We start from the raw sequence: 23,806 nt of genomic DNA on the forward strand, positions 1-23,806 counted from the left end.
AAGCAAAAACTCTTATTTTATACACTTTGTAAAGCACTTACATTTTACAAAAATCAAGCTTAAATAACGAGCACATAAAGCTTTCAACTTATTTTATATCACTTACATTCTTTACATAAGTTTATATAATAAAAAATCTAGCAATGATTAAAAACCATTGCTAGATTTTTTTCTAAAAGCAAAATAAATTAAGATTAATTGTAAACACGCTAAAAATAGTATTAATTTTATAGAATTTAAAAAGCCAATTTCGTAATTATTATTAAAAATTATAGATATTATCATCACAGCATAGCTTCCAAAACTTTGTTGAAAAGTATTTATATAATTATTTGCATTTGTTTTATCTTTAGAAATTTTTATAGAATAAGAAATTAAAGCACTCATAGATAAGCCTTGTGCGAAAGCATAAATTAAATAACATATTGAAAGATTTAATAAGGTTTTTTCTTCAATATTTAATAATAAAATATTTGCAATTATTATGATAAAAATACCTAGCAAACTTAATTTAAAAGAGCCAAATTTATCGCTTAAATATCCGCTTATTGGAGATAAAATAGCAGCAATTAATGAGCCTAAAAGCATTACTTTACTAGCTTCAAAATTATCATAATTTTTATTCATAATTAAATAATTCGGTAGTATTAATGAGTAGCTTAAAGCAAAAAATTGCATTAAAAATACAATTAAAGTAGATGAGAAAAATTGCAAATTCTTAGCACTTGCAATAATTTTGCTTTTATTTAGCATAAAAATAATTAAAATACTAAAAAATAAAATATAAATATATTTAATACTTATAGCAACACTAATTACTAGCAATACAATTAATATATATTCTTTTAAGTCTAATTTATATTTTGTTCCAAGATTTGGAATATTTTTAATTCCTAAAACAAAGGCAAAAACCAAAAAAGGTATTAAAAATATAAAAATATCTTTAAACTGAAAATATTTCATAATAAATCCACCATAAATTGGCCCAAAACCAGGTGCAGTCGCTACTAAAAATATACAAAATCCCATTAAAAATCCGAAGTATTTTTCACTAGCTTTAAAAATTACCATATTAAACATAAGTGGTAGAGCAATACCTGCAGCAATTCCTTGTAAAAATCTAGCAAAAACTAAAATATAAAACTCACCTGCACTTGAGCAAATTATTAGGCTTATTAAAAATAATAAATTAGTAAAAATAAAAAGTTTTTTAGTATTAATTTGATTTACTAAATATGAGCTTAGTGGCATTGTAAGTGTGATTGCTAGTAAAAACATAGAAGTAAGTAAAGAAGCTTTATTAATATCAATATTAAAAGTTTGTATTAAATAAGCAAAAGTAACATTTAAAGAAGTTTCAATTAATACGCTTAAAAATGATATTAAGCCTAAAGATATTAGGCTTAAAATTAGATTTTTATTCATTAAAATCAATTACATATCTAAAAGAATTTGAATTATTCAATAAGTCATCATAAGCTTTATTAATTTCATCAGGTTTTATGATTTTAACTTCTGGATAAATTGAGTGTTTTAATGAAAATTCAAGCATTTCTTTAGTTTCTTTAATGCCACCTATTAATGAGCCATAAATTTTCTTATGACTTACTCTAATTAAGGCATTTAGACTAATTGATACTTGCTCGTTTATTGGTGGTAAGCCAACGATTGCCATTTCTCCGCCGTATTTTAAAGTTCTTGCATACGCTAAGACATCGTATTTACTTGGAATTGTGCTAATTATTACATCAAATTTTTTATCAACCTTATTAATATCATTATAATAATTACTTGCTCCAAGTTTAATAGCTGCTTCTTTTTTAGTATCGTTTCTAGCTATTACACTAACATTTGCACCCATTGCTTTTGCGTATTTAAAAGCCATTACACCCAAGCCCCCAAATCCTGCGATTGCTACATCCATACCTTTACTAACTTTAGAGAATTTAAGTGGAGAATAAGTAGTAATTCCTGCACAAAAAAGTGGAGCAATTAGTTTTAGTGGAGCATTATTAGGAACTTTAATTGCATAGTTTTTATGAACTTTTATATAATTTGAATATCCGCCTTTAGTAATTTCTGAATTATTAAAATAATCAACGCTATTATAAGTCCAAACAGCACCTTTTTGACAAAATTGCTCATTTGAGTTTAAACAAGCATCACATTCACCACAAGAATTAATCAAACAACCAATTCCTGCGTAATTTCCTATTTCAAATTCTTTTACATTTTTACCGATTTCAACTACTAAGCCAACTATTTCATGACCTGGAACTATAGGATATTTTGTAGCTTTCCATTCATTTTTAGCAGCGTGAATATCACTATGGCAAATCCCACAATACATAGTTTTAATCAATATCTCATCATCTCTTAAAGCACTTCTTTTAAAAGTAATTGGCTTAAAATTAGCATTTTCGTCATAAGCTGCAAAGCCTTTAGTTATAATTTCACTCATATTTTTTCCTTATTTGCAAGTTAATTCTAAAGTAGCGTTTAATTTAAAATCACTATCTTTTTCTATTGGTGTATCATCGTATTTATAATCAGCACCTAATATTTGATTTTGTGCTAATTCATAATGTTTTATTGATTTTATTTCACAAATTTTATTTGTAAGATTAGAATATTTATCTTTTATACTTATAGCTTTTTTAAATATTTCATCATACAATTCTTGTTTTATTATGCTTATTTCTTCTTTACTAACTGATAGATTTAAGGCAGGAGAATTAATTGTAATATACTCATTATTAGCTAGTATGTTATCTATATCTTTTAATAAATTCTTATAGTTTTGATATTCTTCTTTTTTAAACTCGCATCTTAAAGCAGAATCAAATTTATAACCATTTGGAATATTCATTCCATCTTGATATGCTATATTAGGTTGTAATATATAGCTTCCACCTTCACATAAATTACTTTCTTTTACTCTTTCTAATACCTTAGAGAATAATTCTTCTATTTCATTCTTTTCATTTTCATTTAGATTTTCTTTTACACTAAGTTGTTTTGTCATAGTAAATTTTGGATTTGAAATATAAGAATCATAATTTAATCTTTTTTCTACTTCTATTGTTTGCTCAATAACAATTTCATCTTTATTTATTAAATACTCATAAATTTTAGTAGATATTAATCCTAATATAAAGAATATAAATAAACTAAAGCATAAGCTAAAACCTTTTAAAAAATTTTTCATTCTATCTCCTTAAAAAATAAATTCCATAAGCATAGATTATGCCAAAAATAGCACCAAAAATATGAGCCTGCCAAGCAATATTTTGAAAAATCACAGCAGAAATTATACTAGTTACTACAATAGCTATTAAAAATCCATTTTGTCTTAAAATAATTGCAGCATAACCCATCAAAGCACTAATAGCTCCACTAGCTCCAAGTAAAATGAAATTATAATATCCCATATTTATCATTAAATAATAATATCCTAAAGATGAAATAATTGCACCTACAAAATATACAATTAGTAAGTGTTTGATATTTAAAAATCTAAGAATTTGAGATAGCATAAAAAGCATTACCATATTCATAAAAATATGCTCAAAATCTCCGTGCAAAAACGAGTAGGTAAAAAATGTATAAAAATCACTTCCATAATAAAGTGCAAAGTTATTTATAAATACAGATTTACCAAATAAAAATTCAAGTAAATAAATCAACACATTTAAAAAAATAATCGCATAAAAAACCATTTTAACCCTTTAATATTTTTAAAGTTATATAATAAATTATCATTTTATTAAAAAGGGTTAAAAATGCAAAAAAAAGTATATTTTTATGCGACCTGTCTAGCAAGTGCTGCTATGCAGAATACTATTTTAAACTCTATTAAGCTTTTAAGAAGTGCTGGAGTTGAAGTGATTTTTAAAAAAGATCAAACCTGTTGCGGTCAGCCAAGTTATAACACAGGATATTTTAAAGATACTAAAAAAGTAGCTTTATATAATGCCGAATTATTTAGTGAAGATTTGCCAGTAGTAATTCCTAGTGGAAGTTGCGGTGGTATGATGAGCCATGATTATGTTGAGCTTTTTAAAGATGACGCAAATTATGAAAAAATTAAAAAATTTAGCTCAAAAGTAATAGAACTTAGTCAATATTTAGAACAAATTGGATTTAAGATAGAAGATAAAGGAGAGCCTATTAAGGTTACTTGGCATAGCAATTGCCACGCTTTAAGAGTGCAAAAAAGCATTGAAGCTTCTAAAAATTTATTAAGAAGTCTTAAAAATGTTGAATTAGTTGAGCTTAAATACGAAGAAGAATGCTGCGGATTTGGTGGGACTTTTAGTGTAAAAGAGCCTGAAATCTCAAACGCTATGGCAACTGCAAAAGTAAATGATATAGTTGAAAGTGGAGCAAAGGTTATAATTTCAGCTGATGGTGGGTGTTTATTAAACATTCGTGGAACTATTGCAAAAATGGGTCTTGATATCAAAACTTATCATTTATATGACTTTTTAGCTGCTAGAATGCAAGGAGAAAAGATATGAAAAATCATAGTGAATTAATTAAAACTAAATTAGCTGATAAACAAATGAGAGAAAATGTAAGCTCTGCAATGCACGCCTTACAAGATAGAAGAAAAAATCTAATAAATGCAAAATTTCAAGATTGGCAAGGGCTTAGAACAAAAGCACAAAAAGCTAAAAATAATGCTTTATATACCTTAAAAGATAGGGTATTAGAATTTGAAAAAAATGCTACAAAAAATGGAATGAAAGTGCATTTTGCAAATACTAAAGAAGATGCTTGTGAGATAATTTATGAGCTAATGATGGAAAAGAAAATCAGTAAAGTCTTAAAAGGCAAATCAATGGCTAGTGAAGAAATAGGCTTAAATCACTATTTAGAACACAAAGGCTTAAATGCAATTGAGACTGATTTAGGAGAGCTGATTTTACAATTAGGTAATGAAACTCCTGTTCATATAGTTGTTCCTGCAATTCATAAAAATCGTTATGAAATAGGAGAGTTATTTAGCGAAAAATTAGGCGTAGCTAAAGAAAGTGAGCCTGAAAAATTAAATGCAATTGCTAGAACTCATTTAAGAAATGAATTTGAAGGTTTAGAGATGGGAATTAGCGGGGTAAATTTTGCAATTTCAAGCGAAGGTGCTATTTGGCTGATTGAAAACGAAGGCAATGGTAGAATGTGTACAACTGCTCCAACTATTCATGTAGCAATTTGCGGAATTGAAAAAATAGTAGAGAGTTTTACTGATGCGGCTACAACTGATACATTATTAACTCCATCTGCCACAGGACAATTTATCCCTGCATATAACAATATTATTACAGGCCCTAGAAAAGCTGATGAGCTAGATGGTCCTAAAGAAGTGCATATAATATTATTTAACAACCATAGAACAAATATTTTAAGTAACGAAGATTATTATGAAGCATTACGCTGCATTAGATGTGGTGCTTGTATGAACTTTTGTCCTGTATATGATAAAATCGGCGGTCATAGTTATGATGCTGTTTATCCTGGTCCAATTGGAGAAGTTATATCTCCGCAATTATTCGGTATGAAAGAGCATGGAGATATTTTAAGCTTATGCTCTTTATGTGGTCGTTGCTCTGAAGTTTGCCCTGTAAAAATCCCACTTGATAGTATGATTAGAAAATTACGCCGTGATAAGATAGGTGAAGCTGGGGACAATGCTCCACTAGGTGCAAATGAATTAGAGCATAGTGCAATGGAAAGCTATGGATTTGCTAAGTTTGCTGATATTGCTACAAGTCCAAAAATGTGGAGAGTTGCTATTGGTAACGCAAGTAAGTTTAACTGGTTATTACAAAGTCTAGGAACAAGCCTACCTGTGCTTAAAAATTGGGCTACTTATAAAGACTTACCTGAACTTAAAGGAAATATTTATAAAGAATTAGAAAACTTAGAAGGAGTTTCTTATGAATAAGAGAATTGAAGAGATAAGCAATCGCTCAAGAAATCAGATTTTAAACGCAATTGAATGTGGTGTAAGACACGAGTTAAACGATAAAAGTATAGACCCAAGTGTGCATATAAAACAAAGCGATAATCCTTTAGAAGAAACTAAAACTAAAATGAGTGAAAACAAATTTGAAGTTCATGAAGTTAGTGGCTTAGATAATGTTTATGATGAAATAAACAAAATCACAAGCTCTTATGGATATTCATCTTTAATTTATCCAAAAAGCCTAAGCGCTGATGTAGAAAAAATAAATGCAAGTAAAAAAGTTTGTTTTGATAAAAGCGTAGAAGAATTAAGAAGTGAAGTTTTTCATAGTGATTTTTCAGTGATTGATGTAGAATTTGCTATTAGCTCACATGGAGTTGCTTGTGTAAAATCAAGTGCAAATCAACCAAGAATGCTAAGCCTTGCTCCAATGCTTTGCATTATGCTACTTGATAAAACAAAAATTGAGCCTTCACTTGCTAATGGTCTTGCTAGAATAAAGGCTGAAAATGAGATTTTACCTACTAATATTTTATATATTGCAGGTCCTAGTAGAACATCTGATATTGAGCTTGTAACCGTTTTTGGAGTTCATGGAAGTCAAAAAGTTCATATAATATTTTACTAAAATTTACCCCTAATATTAGGGGTAAAATATTATTATTTTATATTCTAATCATTTTAAATTCTCATTTGTAATTTTTATATTTAAGCATTAATTTAAAGTATTTAATATTCTTCTAAATAAGGGGAAAATATGAATGAGAATTTAAAAATTAATTTAAAAGATAGCAAAAGAATTGTAATCAAAGTTGGCACATCAACTCTAACTTATGAGAATGGTAATTTAAACTTAGGATTAATTAATAAGTTAGCTTGGGTTTTAGCTGATTTGAAAAATCAAGGAAAAGAAGTTGTATTGGTTACTTCAGGTGCGATTGGGGTTGGTTCAAAAAAACTTGGCTTTAAGCAAAGACCTACAATTACTATGGAAAAACAAGCAGCAGCAGCAATAGGTCAAGCAGAGCTTATGCATATTTATCAAAACGCATTTGCTAATTTTAGTTCATTTGTAGCACAAGTTTTACTAACTAAAGATGATTTTGAAATAGAACAAAGAAAACAAAATACTGAAAACACTTTAAATACTTTATTAAAATACGAAATTATCCCGATAATTAATGCTAATGATACTATTTCAACTTATGAGATTGAATTTAGTGATAATGATAGCCTTTCAGCTAGTGTTGCTTGTCTAATCAAGGCTGATTTGTTAATAATCTTAAGTGATATAGACGCATTTTATACAGCAAATCCTAAGAACAATCCTAATGCAAAAAGAATTTCTTATGTAGAAAAAATCACAGATGAGATTATGCAAATGGGCGGAGATAAAGGTAGTGAGTTTAGTATAGGTGGTATGAAGACAAAATTACAAGCTGCAAGTAATTGTGCTAAAAATGGCGTAAGAATGGCTATTTTAAACGGCTCTAATCCTATGAATATTAGCGAGTTAATTAGTGGTGCTGATATAGGGACTATTTTTGATAAGGAATAAAAATGATTGATATTTTATGCAAGAATGCAAAAAATGCAAAGACTAAATTAGCTAAGCTTAATTCAAGTATTAAAAAAGAAGTTTTAAATTCTTGTGCTGATGAAATACTTGCAAATATTGATGGTTTATTAAAAGCAAACCTTAAAGATATTAATGATAATTCAAATCTAAAAAGTGCTTTTGTAGATAGGTTAAGACTTAATGAAAATAGAATAAATAATATGATAAACACTTTAAGAAATGTTGCTTTACTTGATGATGTAGTGGGTAGGGTAGTATTTGGAAAGACTTTAGAAAATGGTCTAAAAATGCAGCAAATTAAGGTGCCTTTAGGAGTGGTTGCTATTATTTTTGAATCTCGTCCTAATGTTTGCGTAGATGCTTTTGCACTATGTTTTAAGAGCTCTAATGTTGTGATTTTAAGGGGTGGAAAGGAAGCTTTAAATACTAATTTATTTTTAGTTTCAATTTTTCAAAAGGTATTAAAAAGATTTGATTTAGATGAGAATTTCGTTCAGATTGTAAGTGATACTAACAGGGATTTAGTAAAAGAGCTTTTAAGGGCGAATGATTATATAGATGTTGTAATTCCAAGGGGTAGTGCTAGTTTGATTAATGAAGTTAAAAATAATAGCCTAATTCCTTGCATACAAACAGGAGTAGGGAATTGTCATATTTATGTTGATTATAATGCGAAAATAGATGATGCTATAAATATTATAAATAATGCTAAAACGCAAAGACCAGGGGTATGTAATAGTGTAGAGACTTTACTCATTAATAAAAATATAGCTAGTGAAATTTTGCCTTTATTGGAAAGTAAAATGCCTAATGTAGAGCTTAGGGTTTGTGCTAAGTGTGAGAAATTTTTAAAAAATTATAAAAAGGCAAATGATAGTGATTGGGAAGAAGAATTTGAAGATTTAATACTAGCTATTAAAATAGTAGATGATATTAATGAAGCTATACTTCACATTCAAAAATACAGCACAAATCATTCAGAAGCGATAATTTCTCAAGATTATACTAATATTAATAAGTTCTTAGATGAGATTGATTCAGCAGTTTTATATGTAAATGCTAGCACTAGATTTAGCGATGGTGCGGAATTTGGCTATGCGGCTGAAATAGGAATAAGCACTCAAAAACTTCACGCAAGAGGTCCTATGGGATTAAATGAATTAACAACTACAAAATATCAAATCATAGGAAATGCTCATATTAGAAAATAAACTTAAAGCCTAATTTTTAGGCTTTAATATAAGCATCATTTTAATACCATCTTCATTGCTATAATAATTTTTTAAGATTTTTTCTTCTTTAAATTGAAGTTTTTTATATAAATTAATAGCATTTATATTGCTTACTCTTACTTCTAAAAATATCTTTTCTTTATTTAATACTTTAGCATTATTAATTAGTTCTTCGCATAATTTTGTGCCTATTTTTAAACCCTTAAATTCATCTTTTATCGCTAAAGAATATATTCTAATACTATTTTTATAAGTAAGCTTCATAATATATCCAGCTACTTTTTTATCACATAAAAAAATAAATATATTTTCTTTTTTTATGTGATATAAGAAATTATTTTTACTTAACTTAAAACAATCATTTTTAAAACATTCTTCTTCAATTAGCAAAAGGTCTTTTAAATGAGTTTTAGTAGCTTTTATAATCATAGTTTTTGATATATTGTGTATTTTGGTATGATTTTTTCTGGACGATATGACATTTTAACTTTTTTTAGGTTTTCAAAACCCATATCATCTCCTACATTTATGTATTTACAATCATATTTTTCTTTTAAAACTTTTGAAAACTCTCTAAATATAAATTGAGCACAACCTAAAGTTTCAAAATCAGTTTTTTCAATCAATACACTTGCTGTATCGCTACATATTTTTTCGCCTATTGTAAAGCCTTTTAATTCATCATCAATATAAATTACTAAGCCATCTAGTCCTAATGTCTCGTAATCTTGTAAGCATTTTTTAATCGCTAATCTTTCTTGATAAATTCCATCTAAAAACGCATCTACTTCTGCTTTTGGAACATATTTAATCCTATCGCTTACCCATTTATCAAAAAGCATTTTTATATCATCGCTATGTTTTTTGCAATCTAATGTCTGTAAAAAATAATTTGGATATACTCTTTTAAATTTATTAATTTCGGTTCTTTTAGTGTGATAAGCATTACCCCTAAGCTCTATTAAATCATCGCTTACATATATATAATCTGCTAATTTTTTTTCTATTATATAATTATCTAGTGAGCTAAACATAACTTCACCTTCATTTGTATGGGTAATAAATCCTTCTAAGAAGTTATCACAAACATATTCAATTTTAGAGTAATATGTAGAAGTATTGTTTTCATTCATAATCTTAAAGCATTCTGGTATGCTATCATAACAATCTTGAGGTTTTCCTAGTGGTGGTAATAACATAGATAATTCTCCACCATTCATAACAAATAAGCAAAATGTATTATTGATTATTGAATAAAATCCACTAGCTTTAGAAAGCCAAATATAGTTCGCACAAAATGAATAATCACTGACATTAACATCAAAATCCTTTAAGTATTCTTGCATAATTGGTTTTGTTTTTAAGTCAAATGATTTTAGTGTATGTCCTTGTAGTTTTATCTCTGCCACTTTAATCCTTTTTTTAAAAAAATGTCGCGATTATAGGTTATTAAAGTAACTTATTAGATATAATCAATTAGCTAAATTAATTATTTTCTAAGTGTTTTATAAATAGTTCAAATTAGAGAATTTGTTAATTTTTACTTTTATATTTTTAGAAATATATGTAGATTTTGAATATGTTAAGTTTTTTTTATAAATTATCTTTTTGTGATTTAATCATATAAGTATATTTTTAAATTCATAAAATTAACTTTTTAAACATTTATAAATATTTAATGAGTATTTTGTTAATGGAATTAATTGATAAATAATTTTATATTTGTAATTTAATTTATCTTATTTTGAAAAATTTTGTTTTTAAATAAACATTTTACATAGGCTTTAAGTATGATTTATTTTAAGTCTATATCACGATTATTATAAATTGTAATTTATTTATGAGTTTGGCAAAATTGCAATAGCTAAAATATTAGGCTATTTAAATACATATTTGTATTATTAATTATTTAAGAATAATGATTTTATTAATTATTTGAAAGTGTTTAATTATGAAATTTATTTTGAGTCTTTAATATATCATTGTCCAAAAGATATTCTAAAGCGTCTTTTGAATAATTTAAGAAGTTTTCTAATTCTTTTTTTTCATTTTCATTAAAATTGTCAAGAACATAATTAATAACTTCATATTTTAAATCAGGTTTTCCAATTCCTAATCTAATTCTTTCATAATCATTACCTATAAAGTTATCTATGGATTTTAATCCATTATGACCACCAGAACTACCACCTTTTTTAATTTTTAGCTTAGAAAAATTTATATCCATTTCATCGTGGCATACAATTATTCTTTCTGGTTTATAAAAATCTACGACTTTCTTTACACTTTCCCCTGAATTATTCATGTAGGTTAGTGGTTTGAGTAGTAATATATTTTGTTTTTTATAAAGTTCTCCATTACAGTTTAAACTTTGTTTAGTGTAAGAAGAGTTAAGTAATTTATCAATTAACATAAAGCCTAGGTTGTGGCGAGTATTTGCATATTTCTCGCCAGGATTTCCTAAGCCTACTACTAAAATCATCTAGCTTTTTCAACTCCAACAACAGCTACACGACCAGCGTCAATAATTTTTACATTATCAGCAACTTTAATATCTCTTACTAATAAAGCATCACCAACATCTAAATCAGTTACATCTAATTCAAAGAAATTAGGTAAATTTTCTGCTTTACATTTTACTTTTAAGCGGCGTTTTGATTGAATTAATACACCTTTATTTTTAAGACCTTTTGCAGTTCCTACAACTTTTACTGGAACCATATAAAAGCTCTCAACACCTTTTAGTGCTATTTTTAAATCAACGTGCTTAATTTCGCTAGTTACTGGATGGTGTTGATAATCAACAATTACAACTTCATAAGTTTTACCATCAACACTAACAGGGAAAATTAATCCGTCTTTTTTACGAACTTCTTTAATAAATTCGTTTGTTTTAAATACCGCATGGATATTTTCAACGCCTTTGCCATAGATATTAGCAATTAGCATACCATCTTGTCTAGCAGCTTTAGCTGACTTTCTACCAATACTCTGTCTAATTTGTCCTTCTAACATAAAATGTCCTTTCAAAAAAAATAAGTGTGAATAATACTATAAAAAGTTTAATAAAAATATTATTCTTCTTGAGAAGCAAGTTTAAATTGAAAACCAGTGCTTACATTAGATGATGATTTTTTAGCTTCTCCAAATTTATAACCATCAATTAATACTTTCAAGTCATTTGCATTACTTGCTTTATCATACGCTTCTTCTTCTGTAATTCTTCCTGATTTATATAGCATTAGCAAATGTTGGTCAAAACTTTGCATTTTCATTGTGCCTTCTTTTAATACATCGCCTATTGAGTTTTCCCTACCTTCTAAAATAAGTCTTTTTATACGCTCATTTCCTCTTAAAACTTCAATAGCAGCTGTTCTTTTTCCATCTGTGGTTTTACATAATCTTTGAGAAATAACAGCCTTTAATACTCCAGAAAATGAACTTCTAATTCTGTTTTGCTCTTCTTTAGGGAACATTCCTAAAACCCTATTTAATGTTTCTTGTGCATTAATTGTGTGAAGTGTGCTTAAAACTAAGTGTCCTGTTTCTGCTGCGTGCATTGCTACTTCAATGGTTTCTAAATCTCTCATCTCACCTACTAGAATAATATCAGGGTCTTCCCTTAAAGCTGCTCTTAGTGCATCTTGAAAACTTAAAGCATCTTGTCCTATAGCTCTTTGATTTACTATTGATTTTGCAGGTTTATATTTAAATTCAATTGGGTCTTCAATAGTGATAATATGTCTATGGTAGTTTTGATTAATATATTCAATGATTGAAGCAAGTGTAGTCGTTTTACCACTACCAGTTGGTCCAGTAACTAATATTAATCCCCTTGTTTCTGTTGTTGTTATATCTTTAATAACTTCTGGCAGTTTTAATGCTTCAAAACTTGGCATAGTATCAGGGATTGTTCTAAAAACAGCACTAGGTCCATTCATTGTAAAAAATAAATTCACACGAAAAGAGCCTTTGTATTTAAATTTATCTTTATTTTTAGGCTCATAAGAGAAGTCTATATTTTTATTATCTACAAATCTTGTAAAATCTCCCCTTGTTAGGGCTTTACATAAATCTAACATATCTTCTCTTGATATAATATCAGGTGCTATTTCGCTAATTTCTCCATTTACTCTACCTTTTGGATTTAGGTTTGAGCTAAGGTGTAAATCACTTCCACCAACTTCAATTAAGGTATTTAACCAACCATCTAAATTATCTCTTAATTCCCAACGAATATTTTCTAAATCTATTTCCATTAATAACCTTTAAAGACTTTCTAAAATATCTATATATGCTTTTTCAAATTGGATTAATCCATCTTCTAAAAGTTTTTTGCAAGCGGCATTATACTCAATTTCGTTTATAGTTGAGAATATAAAATCTTTTGAATTTGAAATTATTTCTTGATTTAAATTCTTTATAGTTTTACTAGGTTTATAGGCATTTATAGCATTAATTGGAGCTGTATTTATAGTGTTATTAAATTCTAGTTCTTTTAAATAATAATCTTTACTTAAATCATTACTTTTTGTTCCTGTACTTGCAAATAAAGCTCTTATATTTTCACTACCAACTTTAGATGCTGAATAAATTGCGTTTTGAATTCCTATTTGGTTTTTAACGCTAAATCTATTATTTAATAAGCTATCAACTCTGCTTACAAAAATACTAACTACACCTTTATTAATTATTCCATTAGGATTTTTTGCTTTATACTTTTTCATACCTTGTGCTATTGCGTCATTACATTTTTTTGCTTGTTCGTAAGAAAAAATCAGCGTAGCATTTATGCTAATTCCATAACTTGCCAATGTATTCATAACTTCATATCCTGCATTAGTTGCCGGCACTTTTATCATTAAATTTGGCATATTTATTAAATTAGCAATCTTTAAACCTTCTGCAATACTAAGACCTGCATTATTGCTATTTAGTGGATTTATTTCAAAACTAATAAAACCATTATTGCTATCTTTTGCATATAAATGGCTCATTTTAATAGCTGCTTTTTTAATATCTTCTAAGGCTAGAGTTAAAAATAATTCTTCTTTATTTTTTATATTTAATTGCTTAATTCTTTCTTTATAATATACTGAAGTAGTAATTGCATTTTTAAATATACTAGGATTACTAGTAGCACCATTTATAGTGCCACTAGCTAGCATTTGTAAAAATTCATTATCTAAAAAACTATTTTCAATAAAATCACACCAAATGCTATATCCACTCATTAAAAATCCCTTTTCATTAAAGCTTCAACTTTTAATATAGTTAAAATACTATTTTCTTGCTTGCCAATTCCATCAATCATACCTTTTTCTTTAAGTAAAGTTTCAGGTGGTTGGTCAATATTGCTTTCTTTAATTTTGATAGCTTCTGTTAATTTATCAATAACAAAACCGATATTTCCTTCTTCACCTTTTAAAACTATATATCTTGTATGTTGAGTATGTTTTGAACTACCCAAGCCAAAACGCTTTGCAAGGTCAATTAATGGAATTACATTACCACGCATATTGAATACTCCTAATACATAATCAGGAACGCTAGGAACTCTAGTGTATTCAATAGGCTTTATGATTTCTTGTATGCTTAGAATTGGAATTGCATATTCTTCTTCATCAATCATAAATCCTACTAATTGTCTAATTTGTTCTTCTTTTACATCTCTACCAGAAGCACCTTTAACTTGTTCTTGTTGTCTATTTAAAACTTGATTTAATCTTTCCATTACATTATCCTAATTTTAAATTCTTTCTTACTACATTTTCTAAATATTCATAAGAATAAGGCTTTGTAATATACTCAGTCATTCCTACTTCTACGCCTCTTAGTCTATCACTCTTGCTAGTTCTACTTGTAACAGCAATTAGTGGTAGATTTCTATATTTTGCATATTTTCTAATTTCTGCTGCTAGTGTGTAACCATCCATTCTTGGCATTTCAATATCAATTAGCATTCCATCTATTGAATGCTCTCCGCTTTTAATTATATTTAAAGCTTCTACACCATTGCTTGCTTCAATTACTTTAATTCCAAGCGGCTCTAATGCTTTTTTCATAATTCCTCTATCAATTTGAGAATCATCAACCGCTAAAACTACATAATCACTTGGCTTATCTTTTGAAACTTTTGAACCTGTGTCGTTATTAGCTTTAATATCTACTTTAACATCTTTTGCCATATCCATCATTGCACCAACATCAACTATTAATGTAACATTACCATCTCCACGAATGGTTGAGCCTGCAATTCCTGTGATATTTTGTAAATAATATCCCATAGATTTAATTACAACTTCTTCTTGACCTATTAAAGTATCTACTATAATTCCAAGTTTAGAAGCTGCTGCACCAACAACAACTACATAAGCTTGTTCGCTATTTTCAAGTACTTGTTTTACTCCAAATAAATCACTAAGTCTTACAAGTGATAAAACTTCATCTCTAAGTCTTAAAACATTTTTACCTTCAATTGTATAAATATCATCAATAGCAACTCTTACCGTTTCAAGAACACTAGCAAGTGGAATTGCATAGAATTCTTCTTGAGTTTTTACAAGTAGTGATTGAATGATAGCTAGTGTTAATGGGATTTTTAGTTTTATAACCGTTCCTTTTCCTAATTCGCTATCTACTTCAATAATACCATTTAGCTTATCAATGTTTGTTTTAACAACATCCATTCCAACACCACGACCACTTACATTTGTTACTTGTTTAGCAGTTGAAAATCCTGGTTTAAATATAAGACCATAAGCCTCTTTATCGCTCATATTATCAGCTTCTCTTTCGCTAATAATTCCTTTTTCAATACCTTTAGTTTTTAATACTTCAGCATTAAGTCCTTTACCATCATCAGCTATTTCAATTACTATGTGATTTCCTTCATTGTATGCTTTTAGCTGAACCGTTCCTCTTTCTGGTTTACCTGCTGCAATTCTATCTTCTGCTGATTCAACTCCGTGATCGCAAGAATTTCTAATCATATGCATAATAGGATCGCCTATTTCTTCTACGATTGATTTATCAAGTTCTGTTTCTTCACCTTCAAGTTCAAGCTCAATTTGTTTTCCTAAATCACGGCTTAAATCTCTAACAACCCTTGGGAATTTATTAAATACTTTTGCAATTGGTTGCATTCTTGTTTTCATTACAGCTAATTGAATATCAGTTGTTACTACGCTTAATTGATTTACAACTTGATTTAATTCTTCTATGAATTTTTCGCCTTCATATCTTTCTTCAACATCATCATAGATTTTTAAAAGCCTATTTTTACCCAATACAAGTTCGCCTATTAAGTTCATTAGGTTATCAAGTCTTTTTACTTCAACCCTAATAGTTTGCTCCATATTTGATGAGTTGCCTTTATCAGCAGCTACAGGTGCTTGTTTCGCATTTCTAGCTTCTCTTGTATCTTGTTTTTCACTAGCTCTTTCAGAGATTTTTTCTACCGGCTTTTCAACAGGTGTTTCAACTACTTTTTCAACTTTTTTAGTTTCTACCACTGCTTCTTGTTGTTTTTTCTCTTCTCTTCTTGCTTTATCTTCAGCTTTTCTTTGTTTTAATAATCTTTCAATTTCAGCTTCTACTTCATCAGCACTTAAAGAATTTACATCTACTTCTTCTTCATTACTATTTGAATCTTTTTCAATTAATTCTTCAATTTTTTCATTTAAACTTTTTGGCTCAGCCTTAACTTCGCTTAAAATTTTACCCTCGCTAATTGCAGTTAGACGGCTACAAATTGAGCTAATATCCATATTTATTGCTGTATCATTGCCATTATCTTTAATACAATGTAATAAGTCTTTCATCATATCAATTGATTCAAGCACAACATCCATAATATCAGGAGTTATTAGTAATTCGCCGTGACGAGCTTTGTTTAAAACATCTTCCATATGATGAGTTAGTTTTGTTAAAACATCAAAGTTTAAAAAGCTTGAACTTCCTTTAACTGTGTGAGCAACACGGAAAATGCGGTTTAGTAATTCTAAATCTTCAGGATTACTCTCAAGCTCAACTAAATCGTGATCTATTTGTTCAATTAATTCAAAAGCTTCTACTAAGAAGTCTTCTAATATCTCTTGCATATCTTCCATATTTACGCTCCTTACTTATTAATATATGATTCAATTACTCTTGATACTTCTTTGTAAAATACATTAGCATCAAATTTGGTTAAAAAGGCATCTCCACCTACATCTTTACTCTTCAGAGTTGAAAATTCGTTGCTTAAAGATGAGTTGAAGATAATTGGAATACCTTTAAATCTAATATCTTCTCTAACTCTTGAAGCGAAGTGAAATCCGTCCATTTGTGGCATTTCAACATCACTAATAATAACTTTTACTTGATTAGCAATATCGCCTTTGTATGCTTCATAAAGTTCATTCATTTTATTAAGTCCATCTACACCATCTTTTGCTTCAATTACTTTAAAGCCCATTTTATCAAGTGCATCGCGAACTAATTTTCTAGCAGTTGAGCTATCATCTAATACAACTGCTGTTCCTGTCATTTTTTTGATTTCTTTTTCTTCTATATCAATTTTTGGAGAGTAAATTCCAAGCTCTTCAACAATTCTTTCAAGGTCTAAGATTAATAAAACTTCATCATTTTCAATCTTAGCAATTCCTGTTATTTGACTTTTATCAAATCCGCCTGTATTTGTTGAAAAATCAGAACCTCTAATATCACTTGCATTAATTCTTCTAATTCTTTTTGCTTCATGAACTATAAAACCTATCATAATATTTGAAAATTCAGCAATAATAATTCTAGGTTTTAATACCATATCTTTTGGCTCAATTATATTCATCCATTTAGCTAAATTTATTACAGGAATTACAACTCCTCTTAAATCAAATACTCCTTCAATATATTCAGGAACACCTGGTAATTCTGTAAGTGCAGGTATTTTTATGATTTCTTTAACTTTAGCAACATTAACTCCATAAATTCCTTCATAGACTTTATGTTGTCCTTGTTTATAGATACGAAAATCTACAAGTTCCATTTCATTAGAATCAGCCTTTAAGACTTTATCTTCTGCCATATTTACTCCTTTCTGGGTAAGTTATATTTTTTTATAAAGCCATATTCTAGTATAAAAAAACTTCGGTCATTTGCAAAAGCTTCTAAATTCTTGTATTTTATATTTTCTAAGCAATACTCATCTCCTTGATGAAAGTGCCCTTCTATTATATAATCAATATTTACGCCTTTTTTTATAAAAAAACTTTTATATTTTTTAATTCTAAATTCCATTAATTTTTTAAAAAAATCTAATTTTTTATATAGCTTTTTTACCTTTTGTTGATTGCAAATCTTTTGATAAATTTTATCAAAACTTAAAATATTTAATAAATTTAATATAAAAATTACAAAGCTAAATCTTAAAAATCTTAAAGCTATTTGGGTGATGATTGGCAAGAATATATCTCCGTGAGATATAGCAAAAATCTTATCGTTATAAGTTGCTAAAATTGGTTGATTTTTAATGATTTTTACATTGTTAAAAAGCTTAGTTAAATTAAAATCATGATTTCCTTCAAAATAAATAATTTCTATTTTTAAAGCTAAATCATCTAATGCTTTTATAATATCTAAATTATCGTTTTTACAACTTGAAATTCCACCTATTAAAAGATTAAAAATATCTCCTAGAAGTATTACTTGTGGTGGATTAGTCTTTTTTAAAAAATCTATAAAATCTACAAAATCAAGCCTAGTGCTATCATAATGCACATCGGCTATAAAAATTGCTCCTTCTTTTAGTACAAGCATTAAATATCAAGCTCTTTATAATAAATTTCAAGTATTTCATAACTAGCTTTACCTTTAGGTAATACTACATTAAACTCATCGCCTTCAACTTTACCTATCATAGCTTTTGCTATAGGTGAGTTTATACTAATATAACCTTTATCTAAATCGCTTTCACTATTTCCTACTATGCTAAATGTTTTTTCTTCTTCTGTATTTAAATCCATTATCAAAACCGTGCTACCAAATCTTACTTTATCGTGATTAAATTCTGCTGGATTTACTATCTTAGCATTTGCTAAAATTTCGCTAAGTTCTGCGATTTTGCCTTCTAAAAAGCTTTGTTTTTCTCTTGCTGCGTGATATTCAGCATTTTCTTTTAAATCTCCGTGAGACCTTGCAATATCAATTTCTTTTACCACATTAGGACGCTCAACTACCTTTAAATGCTCTAATTCTTTAAATAATTTTTCATATCCTTTTTGTGTCATCATTTCCATATTATTACTCCTTGATTAATTTTGCTAAATTATTTGCTATTTCACCTTTAGTTAATTCTCTTAATTTTTTTGATTTTTCTAAAAATTCATCTTTATTTGCATTTTCAAATGCTTTTAATAACTCTGTCTTATCTAAATTTTGAATGAATTCTTTATGAAATTCGCCTAAATTAAGCTTATCAAAAATAATATTACAAAGTCCAATAAATTTGATTTTTACTAAAGTTTTTGCTATGAAATAATCAATCATTTTAGCCTTATAACATAAACAAAAAGCATTTCCAATAAGCCCTGCTTCAAGACTTGCAGTCCCGCTGCAAATATAAGCAAACTCGCATTCTTTTAAAGTAGCCTTAGTATCATATGAGATAGTAAAGCCGCTTAAATCTTCATATAAATCTAATCTATCTTTTAAAAAATTTGGCACACAAACTACGCATTCATAGTCTTTAAAATCTTGTTTTAAATTCCTAAAAACCGGCATTAAAGATTTGATTTCGCTTTTTCTTGAACCTGGTAAAAAGGCTATTAATTTTTTAGAATTTGAGTTTTCTTTAAAATAATCTTTCAATGCTTCATTACTTGGATTTCCAAAATAATGAGATTTTTTAAAATACTGATTTTCAAAAGGTAAAATCCCAACTAATTCATCACATAAACTCTCAACTACCTTAATCCTACCTTTTTTCCAAGCCCAAACTTGTGGCAAGATAAAATAAATAATTTTGCCTTTAAAACCTGCTTTTCTTAGGGCTTTTGCAAATGGTATATTAAAAGCAGGAGAATCAATTAATAAAATCTTTTCAATTTTGTCATTAAGTGCTATTTGAACCAAATCTTTTATAGCTTTTTTTGCTTTTAAAATAAGTGGCAAAATCTGCACAAAACCCATAGCATTAAATTCTGTAAAATCACAATAATTATTAGAATTTAAAATAGGAATTTCATTTTTTAAATTAATATCATAAATCCCGTATAATTCTATATTATCTAATTTTTTTAATATATGTTTTAGATGAGAATTTGCAGAATTTTCTAAAGCTATGCTTAATAATTTCATATTTTTTCCTTTAATAAAAATTATTCTTTAAAGAGAATTTAAAGTATATTGATATTATTATAAAACATAATTTTAATATAAGGAGCCACTATGAAAATCAAATATAGTGCCATTTTACTTAGTGTTAATTTATTTGCAGGTGTTGTAAATCCTAATTTTGCTTATCAAGATTATTTAGATTTTGGAAATAACAAAGGCAAGTTTAAAGTAGGTAATAATATAGAAGTTACAGATATTTATGGAAAAACTATTGATTTTAAAGTTCCTATGCCAAGTTTTAATGCAGCAAATACTACAGGAGATTTGATGGGCGAGCTTACTAATATAGGTGGCTCTTTTGCAATCACTGCAGCTCATATGATTAGTCCTACATATAGACCTTATTTAATACAAAAAGATAAAGAATATGAATTTGGCTTAGTAAAATCAAAAGTAGTAGCAAGTGATACAAATTTTAAAGATTATCTTAAATGGAATAACTCTTGTAGTGAATTAGTTCAAGTTGATGATTTAAAAGATTTTGCGGTAATTAAAATGAGTAAATTAAATATCAATGAAAGTGCAAAGCTAATTGATAAAGAATTTTATTTTAAAAACACAAATGTTAGTGAAAATTTAAAAAATGACCAAAATGTAATATATCAAGATAAGTATTTTAATAAAAATAGCTCTAGTGAGTGGGATATTAAAGCTTATAAAGAATATATTAAAACAAGCGGTGAAAAAGATGATAATAATATAGGAAAAGGTGAAATTTTAAATAATCCAGAAAGATTTAGCGTATATGCAAGAACTGGTAGTGGAATTCAAAAAATTGGTAGTATTGATACAAATACTATCCCTAAACAAGTGGCTGGTTCTTTAGAGTTTTTAACAGGTGGAGTTTTATATGCAGATGAAGATAAAAGCAAAACAGAAACAGGATATTTACATTTAAGTGCAAAGGATTATTATAAAGATATAAGGCTTGATTTTTCAAATACTTCAGCTCCAGGAGATAGCGGAAGTGCTATTTATGTATGGGATAATCTGAAAAAAGAATGGCTAGTAATTGGAGTAGTTAGTAGAAGTGATTGTAATGATGCAGGAAAAGGCTATTATGTATGCTCTTATACAAAATATGCTCTTATAAATAGTTTTATAATTAATGATTTTAAGAATGATTTTACTGCTACTTTAAGTGGTAATTCTTATAATTCAAATGATATATATTCAAATATTAAAGATAAATATAATGAAAATAATAAAGATTTAGTATTTAGTAAAGCTGCAAGTATTGCTTTAAGCAATAATGAAAATTTTGGCTCAAGTGTGTTTTATTTTAAAGATAATTCTACTTTAAATGGCGAAGAAGTTTTATTGGGTGGAGTTGTGATAGATGATGGTAAGACACTTAATTTTAATGCAAAAACAGCAGCTAATGATAATTTGCATAAAATGGGAAAAGGAACGCTAGAAATTAGCAAAGAAAGTGCAGGTGGATTAAGAAGTGGCGAAGGGCTAACGATTTTAAATACAAGCAATAAAGCATTTAGCTCAATTTATCTTCTAAACAATGCAGGGCTAAAAATAACTAATGCAAATCAAATTAATAATGCTAATTTAGTTTTTAATGGTGGATATTTGGATTTAAATGGAGTTGATTTAAGTTTTGATAAAATTCAAGCAAATGATTTTAGAACTAAGATTATTAATTCAAATTCTAAAAAATCAATTCTAAGTATAAATAACACTAATGATATAGGTATTTATCACGGACAAATTAGCGATAATATTGATTTAAAACTGAATAATTCTAAGACTTTTGTATTTGATGGAGAAATAAAAGCTGATGAATTAAGTGTAAATGGTGGAACTACGATATTACAAGGTCATCCTTTAGAGCATTCTTATTTTCTAAATCAATCTTTAGCTAATTCTTTAGGTGTAAATACTGCTCCTAATACAAATACTCAAGATGAATACGAAAATAGAACAAGCAAAATAAATAATATAAATCTAAGTAATTCAACCTTTAAAATATTAAAACATAGCAATTTAACATCAGATAATATTACTTTAGATAAATCAAATCTTAGCATAGGAGAGAATTTGATTTATCTTGATAAATATGATGCAAATCATATAAATAGCTCTTTAGTATTTACTTCTTTTGCTAATGAGTTTAGTTCAGTTGCAAAAGATATTGAAGTGACTGCAAATGTGAAATTAAAAAATAATTCAACTCTTAGCATTATGAATAATTCTAATTTTAGTGGTTCTATAATCACAGAAGATAATAATTCTACTTTAAACTTAAATAATGCAAATATTGATGCAAATATAAATGTAGCTAATTTAAATGCTAGCAAGACTAATTTTATGTTTAGTTTAAACAATACTCTAACATCAAGTATAAGCACACTAGGTGGGCAAAATACTTTTATGATTAAACCTGATTTAGCTAATGCTAATAAGTTTTTATTAGCAAGTCTTGTAAATACTAATAATACTATTAATAATGATTATTTAAAAGCACTTGATTATAAAGAAAATATCAGTATTTATACACCTAATGTTGAGTTTGTTAATGAAAATGGCAAAGCTAATTGGTATTTAGTAAAAGTAAATAAAGAAGAAATTGAAAATACAACTCCTATTGTGCCAGAAACAAAGCCAGAACCTAAACCAGAACCTAAACCTAACGATGATTTAAATAAGCCTAGTGTTAAAGATTATTTCTTCGTTCAAGAAAATAAAGAAGTTACACAAATGATTGATAGCTCGTTAAATCAAGTATTTTTTAGCTATGTATTAGAATGGAATAACTTGCAAAAAAGAATGGGAGAATTAAGAAATAACACAGATGCAAATGCTGGAATTTGGTTTAGAGCTTATACAGGTCAAAGCTCTTACGAACACGCAAACAAGACTAAGTTTTATGAAATGCAATTAGGTGCTGATAAATTAAATCAAGGCAATAATTATGTAAATTACACAGGGCTTATTTTTAATGCTAGTAAATATAGTTTAAGTGATAATTTAGATGGCAGTATAAAAGGTTATGGTTTTGGAGCATACTCTAGCACTATATATGATAATGGATTGTATTTTGATGTAATAGCAAAATATATAAATTATAAAAATGATTTTAATTTATATGTTAAAAATCAAAACGAAGTTACAAATTCTTTAAAACCAAATAATTCTTATACTTTTTTAGCTAGTGCTGAGATTGGATATAGAAAAGATTTTAATAATTTTTATTTAGAACCACAAATTGAATTAATAACAGGTTATGTAAGTAAGCAAGAATTAACAAGTAGTGATAAAAAATTATATTTACAATCAGATTCTTTTATCCCACTTAATTTAAAAACAGCTATCTTTACAGGTTTTAATAAAAATGATTTATCACTTAGAGCAGGCGTTGGACTTGCTAGTGATTTGGTAAATAATTCTAAGAAAACTATAAAAGATTTAGATACTATAAGTGTTAATAATGGTAAAAGAGATTCAAGAGTATTTGTTAATTTATCAAGCTCTTATAAGCTAAATAATCGTTCAAATATAGGCTTAGAATTTGAAAAAACATTCGGTGGTAATCTAAACATAGATTATAGCTTTAACCTAGTATATAGATATAACTTCTAATCTTCTTTCATCACAATAAGATAAAAATTATTGTGATGAATTATTTATAAATTTATT

Annotated in this window: 22 protein-coding genes; 6 read left to right on the forward strand and 16 right to left on the reverse strand. The window is 27.5% G+C overall.

Features of this window, described 5'->3' with window-relative positions:
- Positions 1–147: 147 nt before the first annotated feature.
- From AVBRAN9331_RS01255 to AVBRAN9331_RS01270, 4 genes are read right to left on the reverse strand one after another with little or no spacing between them, the layout of a single operon-like run.
- The gene (locus AVBRAN9331_RS01255) at positions 148–1,425 is read right to left on the reverse strand and encodes an MFS transporter (protein ID WP_336612259.1); all 1,278 of its coding nucleotides are present in this window, start codon (positions 1,423–1,425) and stop codon (positions 148–150) included.
- Positions 1,418–2,461 (reverse strand): NAD(P)-dependent alcohol dehydrogenase, encoded by a 1,044-nt coding sequence (locus AVBRAN9331_RS01260; RefSeq protein WP_336612260.1) that lies wholly within the window; start codon positions 2,459–2,461, stop codon positions 1,418–1,420. The genes AVBRAN9331_RS01255 and AVBRAN9331_RS01260 overlap by 8 nt, the downstream gene beginning before the upstream one ends.
- Positions 2,462–2,470: 9 nt before the next feature.
- Positions 2,471–3,208, reverse strand: coding sequence for a hypothetical protein (locus AVBRAN9331_RS01265; protein WP_239802753.1), 738 nt, complete (start codon positions 3,206–3,208; stop codon positions 2,471–2,473).
- 1 nt (position 3,209) lies between these two features.
- On the reverse strand, positions 3,210–3,719 hold the full coding sequence (locus tag AVBRAN9331_RS01270) for a rhomboid family intramembrane serine protease (RefSeq protein ID WP_214116597.1): 510 nt from the start codon (positions 3,717–3,719) through the stop codon (positions 3,210–3,212).
- 63 nt (positions 3,720–3,782) lie between these two features.
- Here AVBRAN9331_RS01270 and AVBRAN9331_RS01275 point away from each other — a divergent pair, with 63 nt between their 5' ends.
- From AVBRAN9331_RS01275 to AVBRAN9331_RS01295, 5 genes are all read left to right on the forward strand, one after another.
- Positions 3,783–4,520 carry a (Fe-S)-binding protein gene (locus tag AVBRAN9331_RS01275; RefSeq protein ID WP_214116599.1) on the forward strand — a complete coding sequence of 246 codons (738 nt, stop codon included), beginning with the start codon at positions 3,783–3,785 and terminating at the stop codon, positions 4,518–4,520.
- A complete protein-coding gene (locus AVBRAN9331_RS01280) occupies positions 4,517–5,947 on the forward strand; it encodes a LutB/LldF family L-lactate oxidation iron-sulfur protein (RefSeq protein WP_239802751.1) in 1,431 nt (476 codons plus the stop codon). Before AVBRAN9331_RS01275 ends, AVBRAN9331_RS01280 begins: the two co-directional genes overlap by 4 nt.
- A complete protein-coding gene (locus tag AVBRAN9331_RS01285; protein ID WP_336612261.1) occupies positions 5,940–6,596 on the forward strand; it encodes a LutC/YkgG family protein in 657 nt (218 codons plus the stop codon). The genes AVBRAN9331_RS01280 and AVBRAN9331_RS01285 overlap by 8 nt, the downstream gene beginning before the upstream one ends.
- A 129-nt stretch (positions 6,597–6,725) precedes the next feature.
- The gene (gene proB, locus AVBRAN9331_RS01290; protein ID WP_214116606.1) at positions 6,726–7,526 is read left to right on the forward strand and encodes a glutamate 5-kinase; all 801 of its coding nucleotides are present in this window, start codon (positions 6,726–6,728) and stop codon (positions 7,524–7,526) included.
- Positions 7,527–7,528: 2 nt separating this feature from the next.
- Positions 7,529–8,758, forward strand: coding sequence for a glutamate-5-semialdehyde dehydrogenase (locus AVBRAN9331_RS01295; RefSeq protein WP_336612262.1), 1,230 nt, complete (start codon positions 7,529–7,531; stop codon positions 8,756–8,758).
- 9 nt (positions 8,759–8,767) lie between these two features.
- On the opposite strand, the gene rimI is transcribed toward AVBRAN9331_RS01295, so the two are convergent.
- The 12 genes from rimI to lpxB form a co-directional block, all read right to left on the reverse strand.
- Positions 8,768–9,208 (reverse strand): ribosomal protein S18-alanine N-acetyltransferase, encoded by a 441-nt coding sequence (rimI, locus tag AVBRAN9331_RS01300; protein ID WP_336612263.1) that lies wholly within the window; start codon positions 9,206–9,208, stop codon positions 8,768–8,770.
- A complete protein-coding gene (locus AVBRAN9331_RS01305) occupies positions 9,205–10,188 on the reverse strand; it encodes a DUF2156 domain-containing protein (protein WP_336606890.1) in 984 nt (327 codons plus the stop codon). Before AVBRAN9331_RS01305 ends, rimI begins: the two co-directional genes overlap by 4 nt.
- Positions 10,189–10,724: 536 nt before the next feature.
- Complete coding sequence (gene pth, locus AVBRAN9331_RS01310; protein WP_214116613.1) at positions 10,725–11,261, reverse strand: aminoacyl-tRNA hydrolase; 537 nt, start codon at positions 11,259–11,261, stop codon at positions 10,725–10,727.
- Positions 11,258–11,794, reverse strand: a complete 537-nt coding sequence (locus tag AVBRAN9331_RS01315; RefSeq protein WP_214116615.1) for a 50S ribosomal protein L25/general stress protein Ctc — start codon at positions 11,792–11,794, stop codon at positions 11,258–11,260. The genes pth and AVBRAN9331_RS01315 overlap by 4 nt, the downstream gene beginning before the upstream one ends.
- Before the next feature lie 59 nt (positions 11,795–11,853).
- Positions 11,854–13,038: a type IV pilus twitching motility protein PilT gene (locus AVBRAN9331_RS01320; RefSeq protein WP_214116621.1), complete on the reverse strand. Its 1,185-nt coding sequence runs from the start codon at positions 13,036–13,038 to the stop codon at positions 11,854–11,856.
- Positions 13,039–13,047: 9 nt separating this feature from the next.
- Positions 13,048–14,013 carry a transaldolase gene (locus AVBRAN9331_RS01325; protein WP_336612264.1) on the reverse strand — a complete coding sequence of 322 codons (966 nt, stop codon included), beginning with the start codon at positions 14,011–14,013 and terminating at the stop codon, positions 13,048–13,050.
- Complete coding sequence (locus AVBRAN9331_RS01330) at positions 14,013–14,513, reverse strand: chemotaxis protein CheW (RefSeq protein WP_214116625.1); 501 nt, start codon at positions 14,511–14,513, stop codon at positions 14,013–14,015. Before AVBRAN9331_RS01330 ends, AVBRAN9331_RS01325 begins: the two co-directional genes overlap by 1 nt.
- A gap of 4 nt (positions 14,514–14,517) precedes the next feature.
- Positions 14,518–16,890: a hybrid sensor histidine kinase/response regulator gene (locus tag AVBRAN9331_RS01335; protein ID WP_336612265.1), complete on the reverse strand. Its 2,373-nt coding sequence runs from the start codon at positions 16,888–16,890 to the stop codon at positions 14,518–14,520.
- A gap of 11 nt (positions 16,891–16,901) precedes the next feature.
- Positions 16,902–17,846, reverse strand: coding sequence for a chemotaxis protein (locus AVBRAN9331_RS01340; protein WP_214116629.1), 945 nt, complete (start codon positions 17,844–17,846; stop codon positions 16,902–16,904).
- A gap of 2 nt (positions 17,847–17,848) precedes the next feature.
- Positions 17,849–18,577: a UDP-2,3-diacylglucosamine diphosphatase gene (locus tag AVBRAN9331_RS01345; protein WP_336612266.1), complete on the reverse strand. Its 729-nt coding sequence runs from the start codon at positions 18,575–18,577 to the stop codon at positions 17,849–17,851.
- On the reverse strand, positions 18,577–19,056 hold the full coding sequence (greA, locus tag AVBRAN9331_RS01350) for a transcription elongation factor GreA (protein WP_239802743.1): 480 nt from the start codon (positions 19,054–19,056) through the stop codon (positions 18,577–18,579). Before greA ends, AVBRAN9331_RS01345 begins: the two co-directional genes overlap by 1 nt.
- 4 nt (positions 19,057–19,060) lie before the next feature.
- A complete protein-coding gene (gene lpxB, locus AVBRAN9331_RS01355; RefSeq protein WP_336612267.1) occupies positions 19,061–20,116 on the reverse strand; it encodes a lipid-A-disaccharide synthase in 1,056 nt (351 codons plus the stop codon).
- A gap of 90 nt (positions 20,117–20,206) precedes the next feature.
- Here lpxB and AVBRAN9331_RS01360 point away from each other — a divergent pair, with 90 nt between their 5' ends.
- Positions 20,207–23,749 carry an autotransporter outer membrane beta-barrel domain-containing protein gene (locus AVBRAN9331_RS01360; protein WP_336612268.1) on the forward strand — a complete coding sequence of 1,181 codons (3,543 nt, stop codon included), beginning with the start codon at positions 20,207–20,209 and terminating at the stop codon, positions 23,747–23,749.
- The last annotated feature ends 57 nt before the right edge of the window (positions 23,750–23,806 follow it).

The organism is Campylobacter sp. RM9331, from assembly GCF_020137685.1.
Classification (GTDB): domain Bacteria; phylum Campylobacterota; class Campylobacteria; order Campylobacterales; family Campylobacteraceae; genus Campylobacter_E.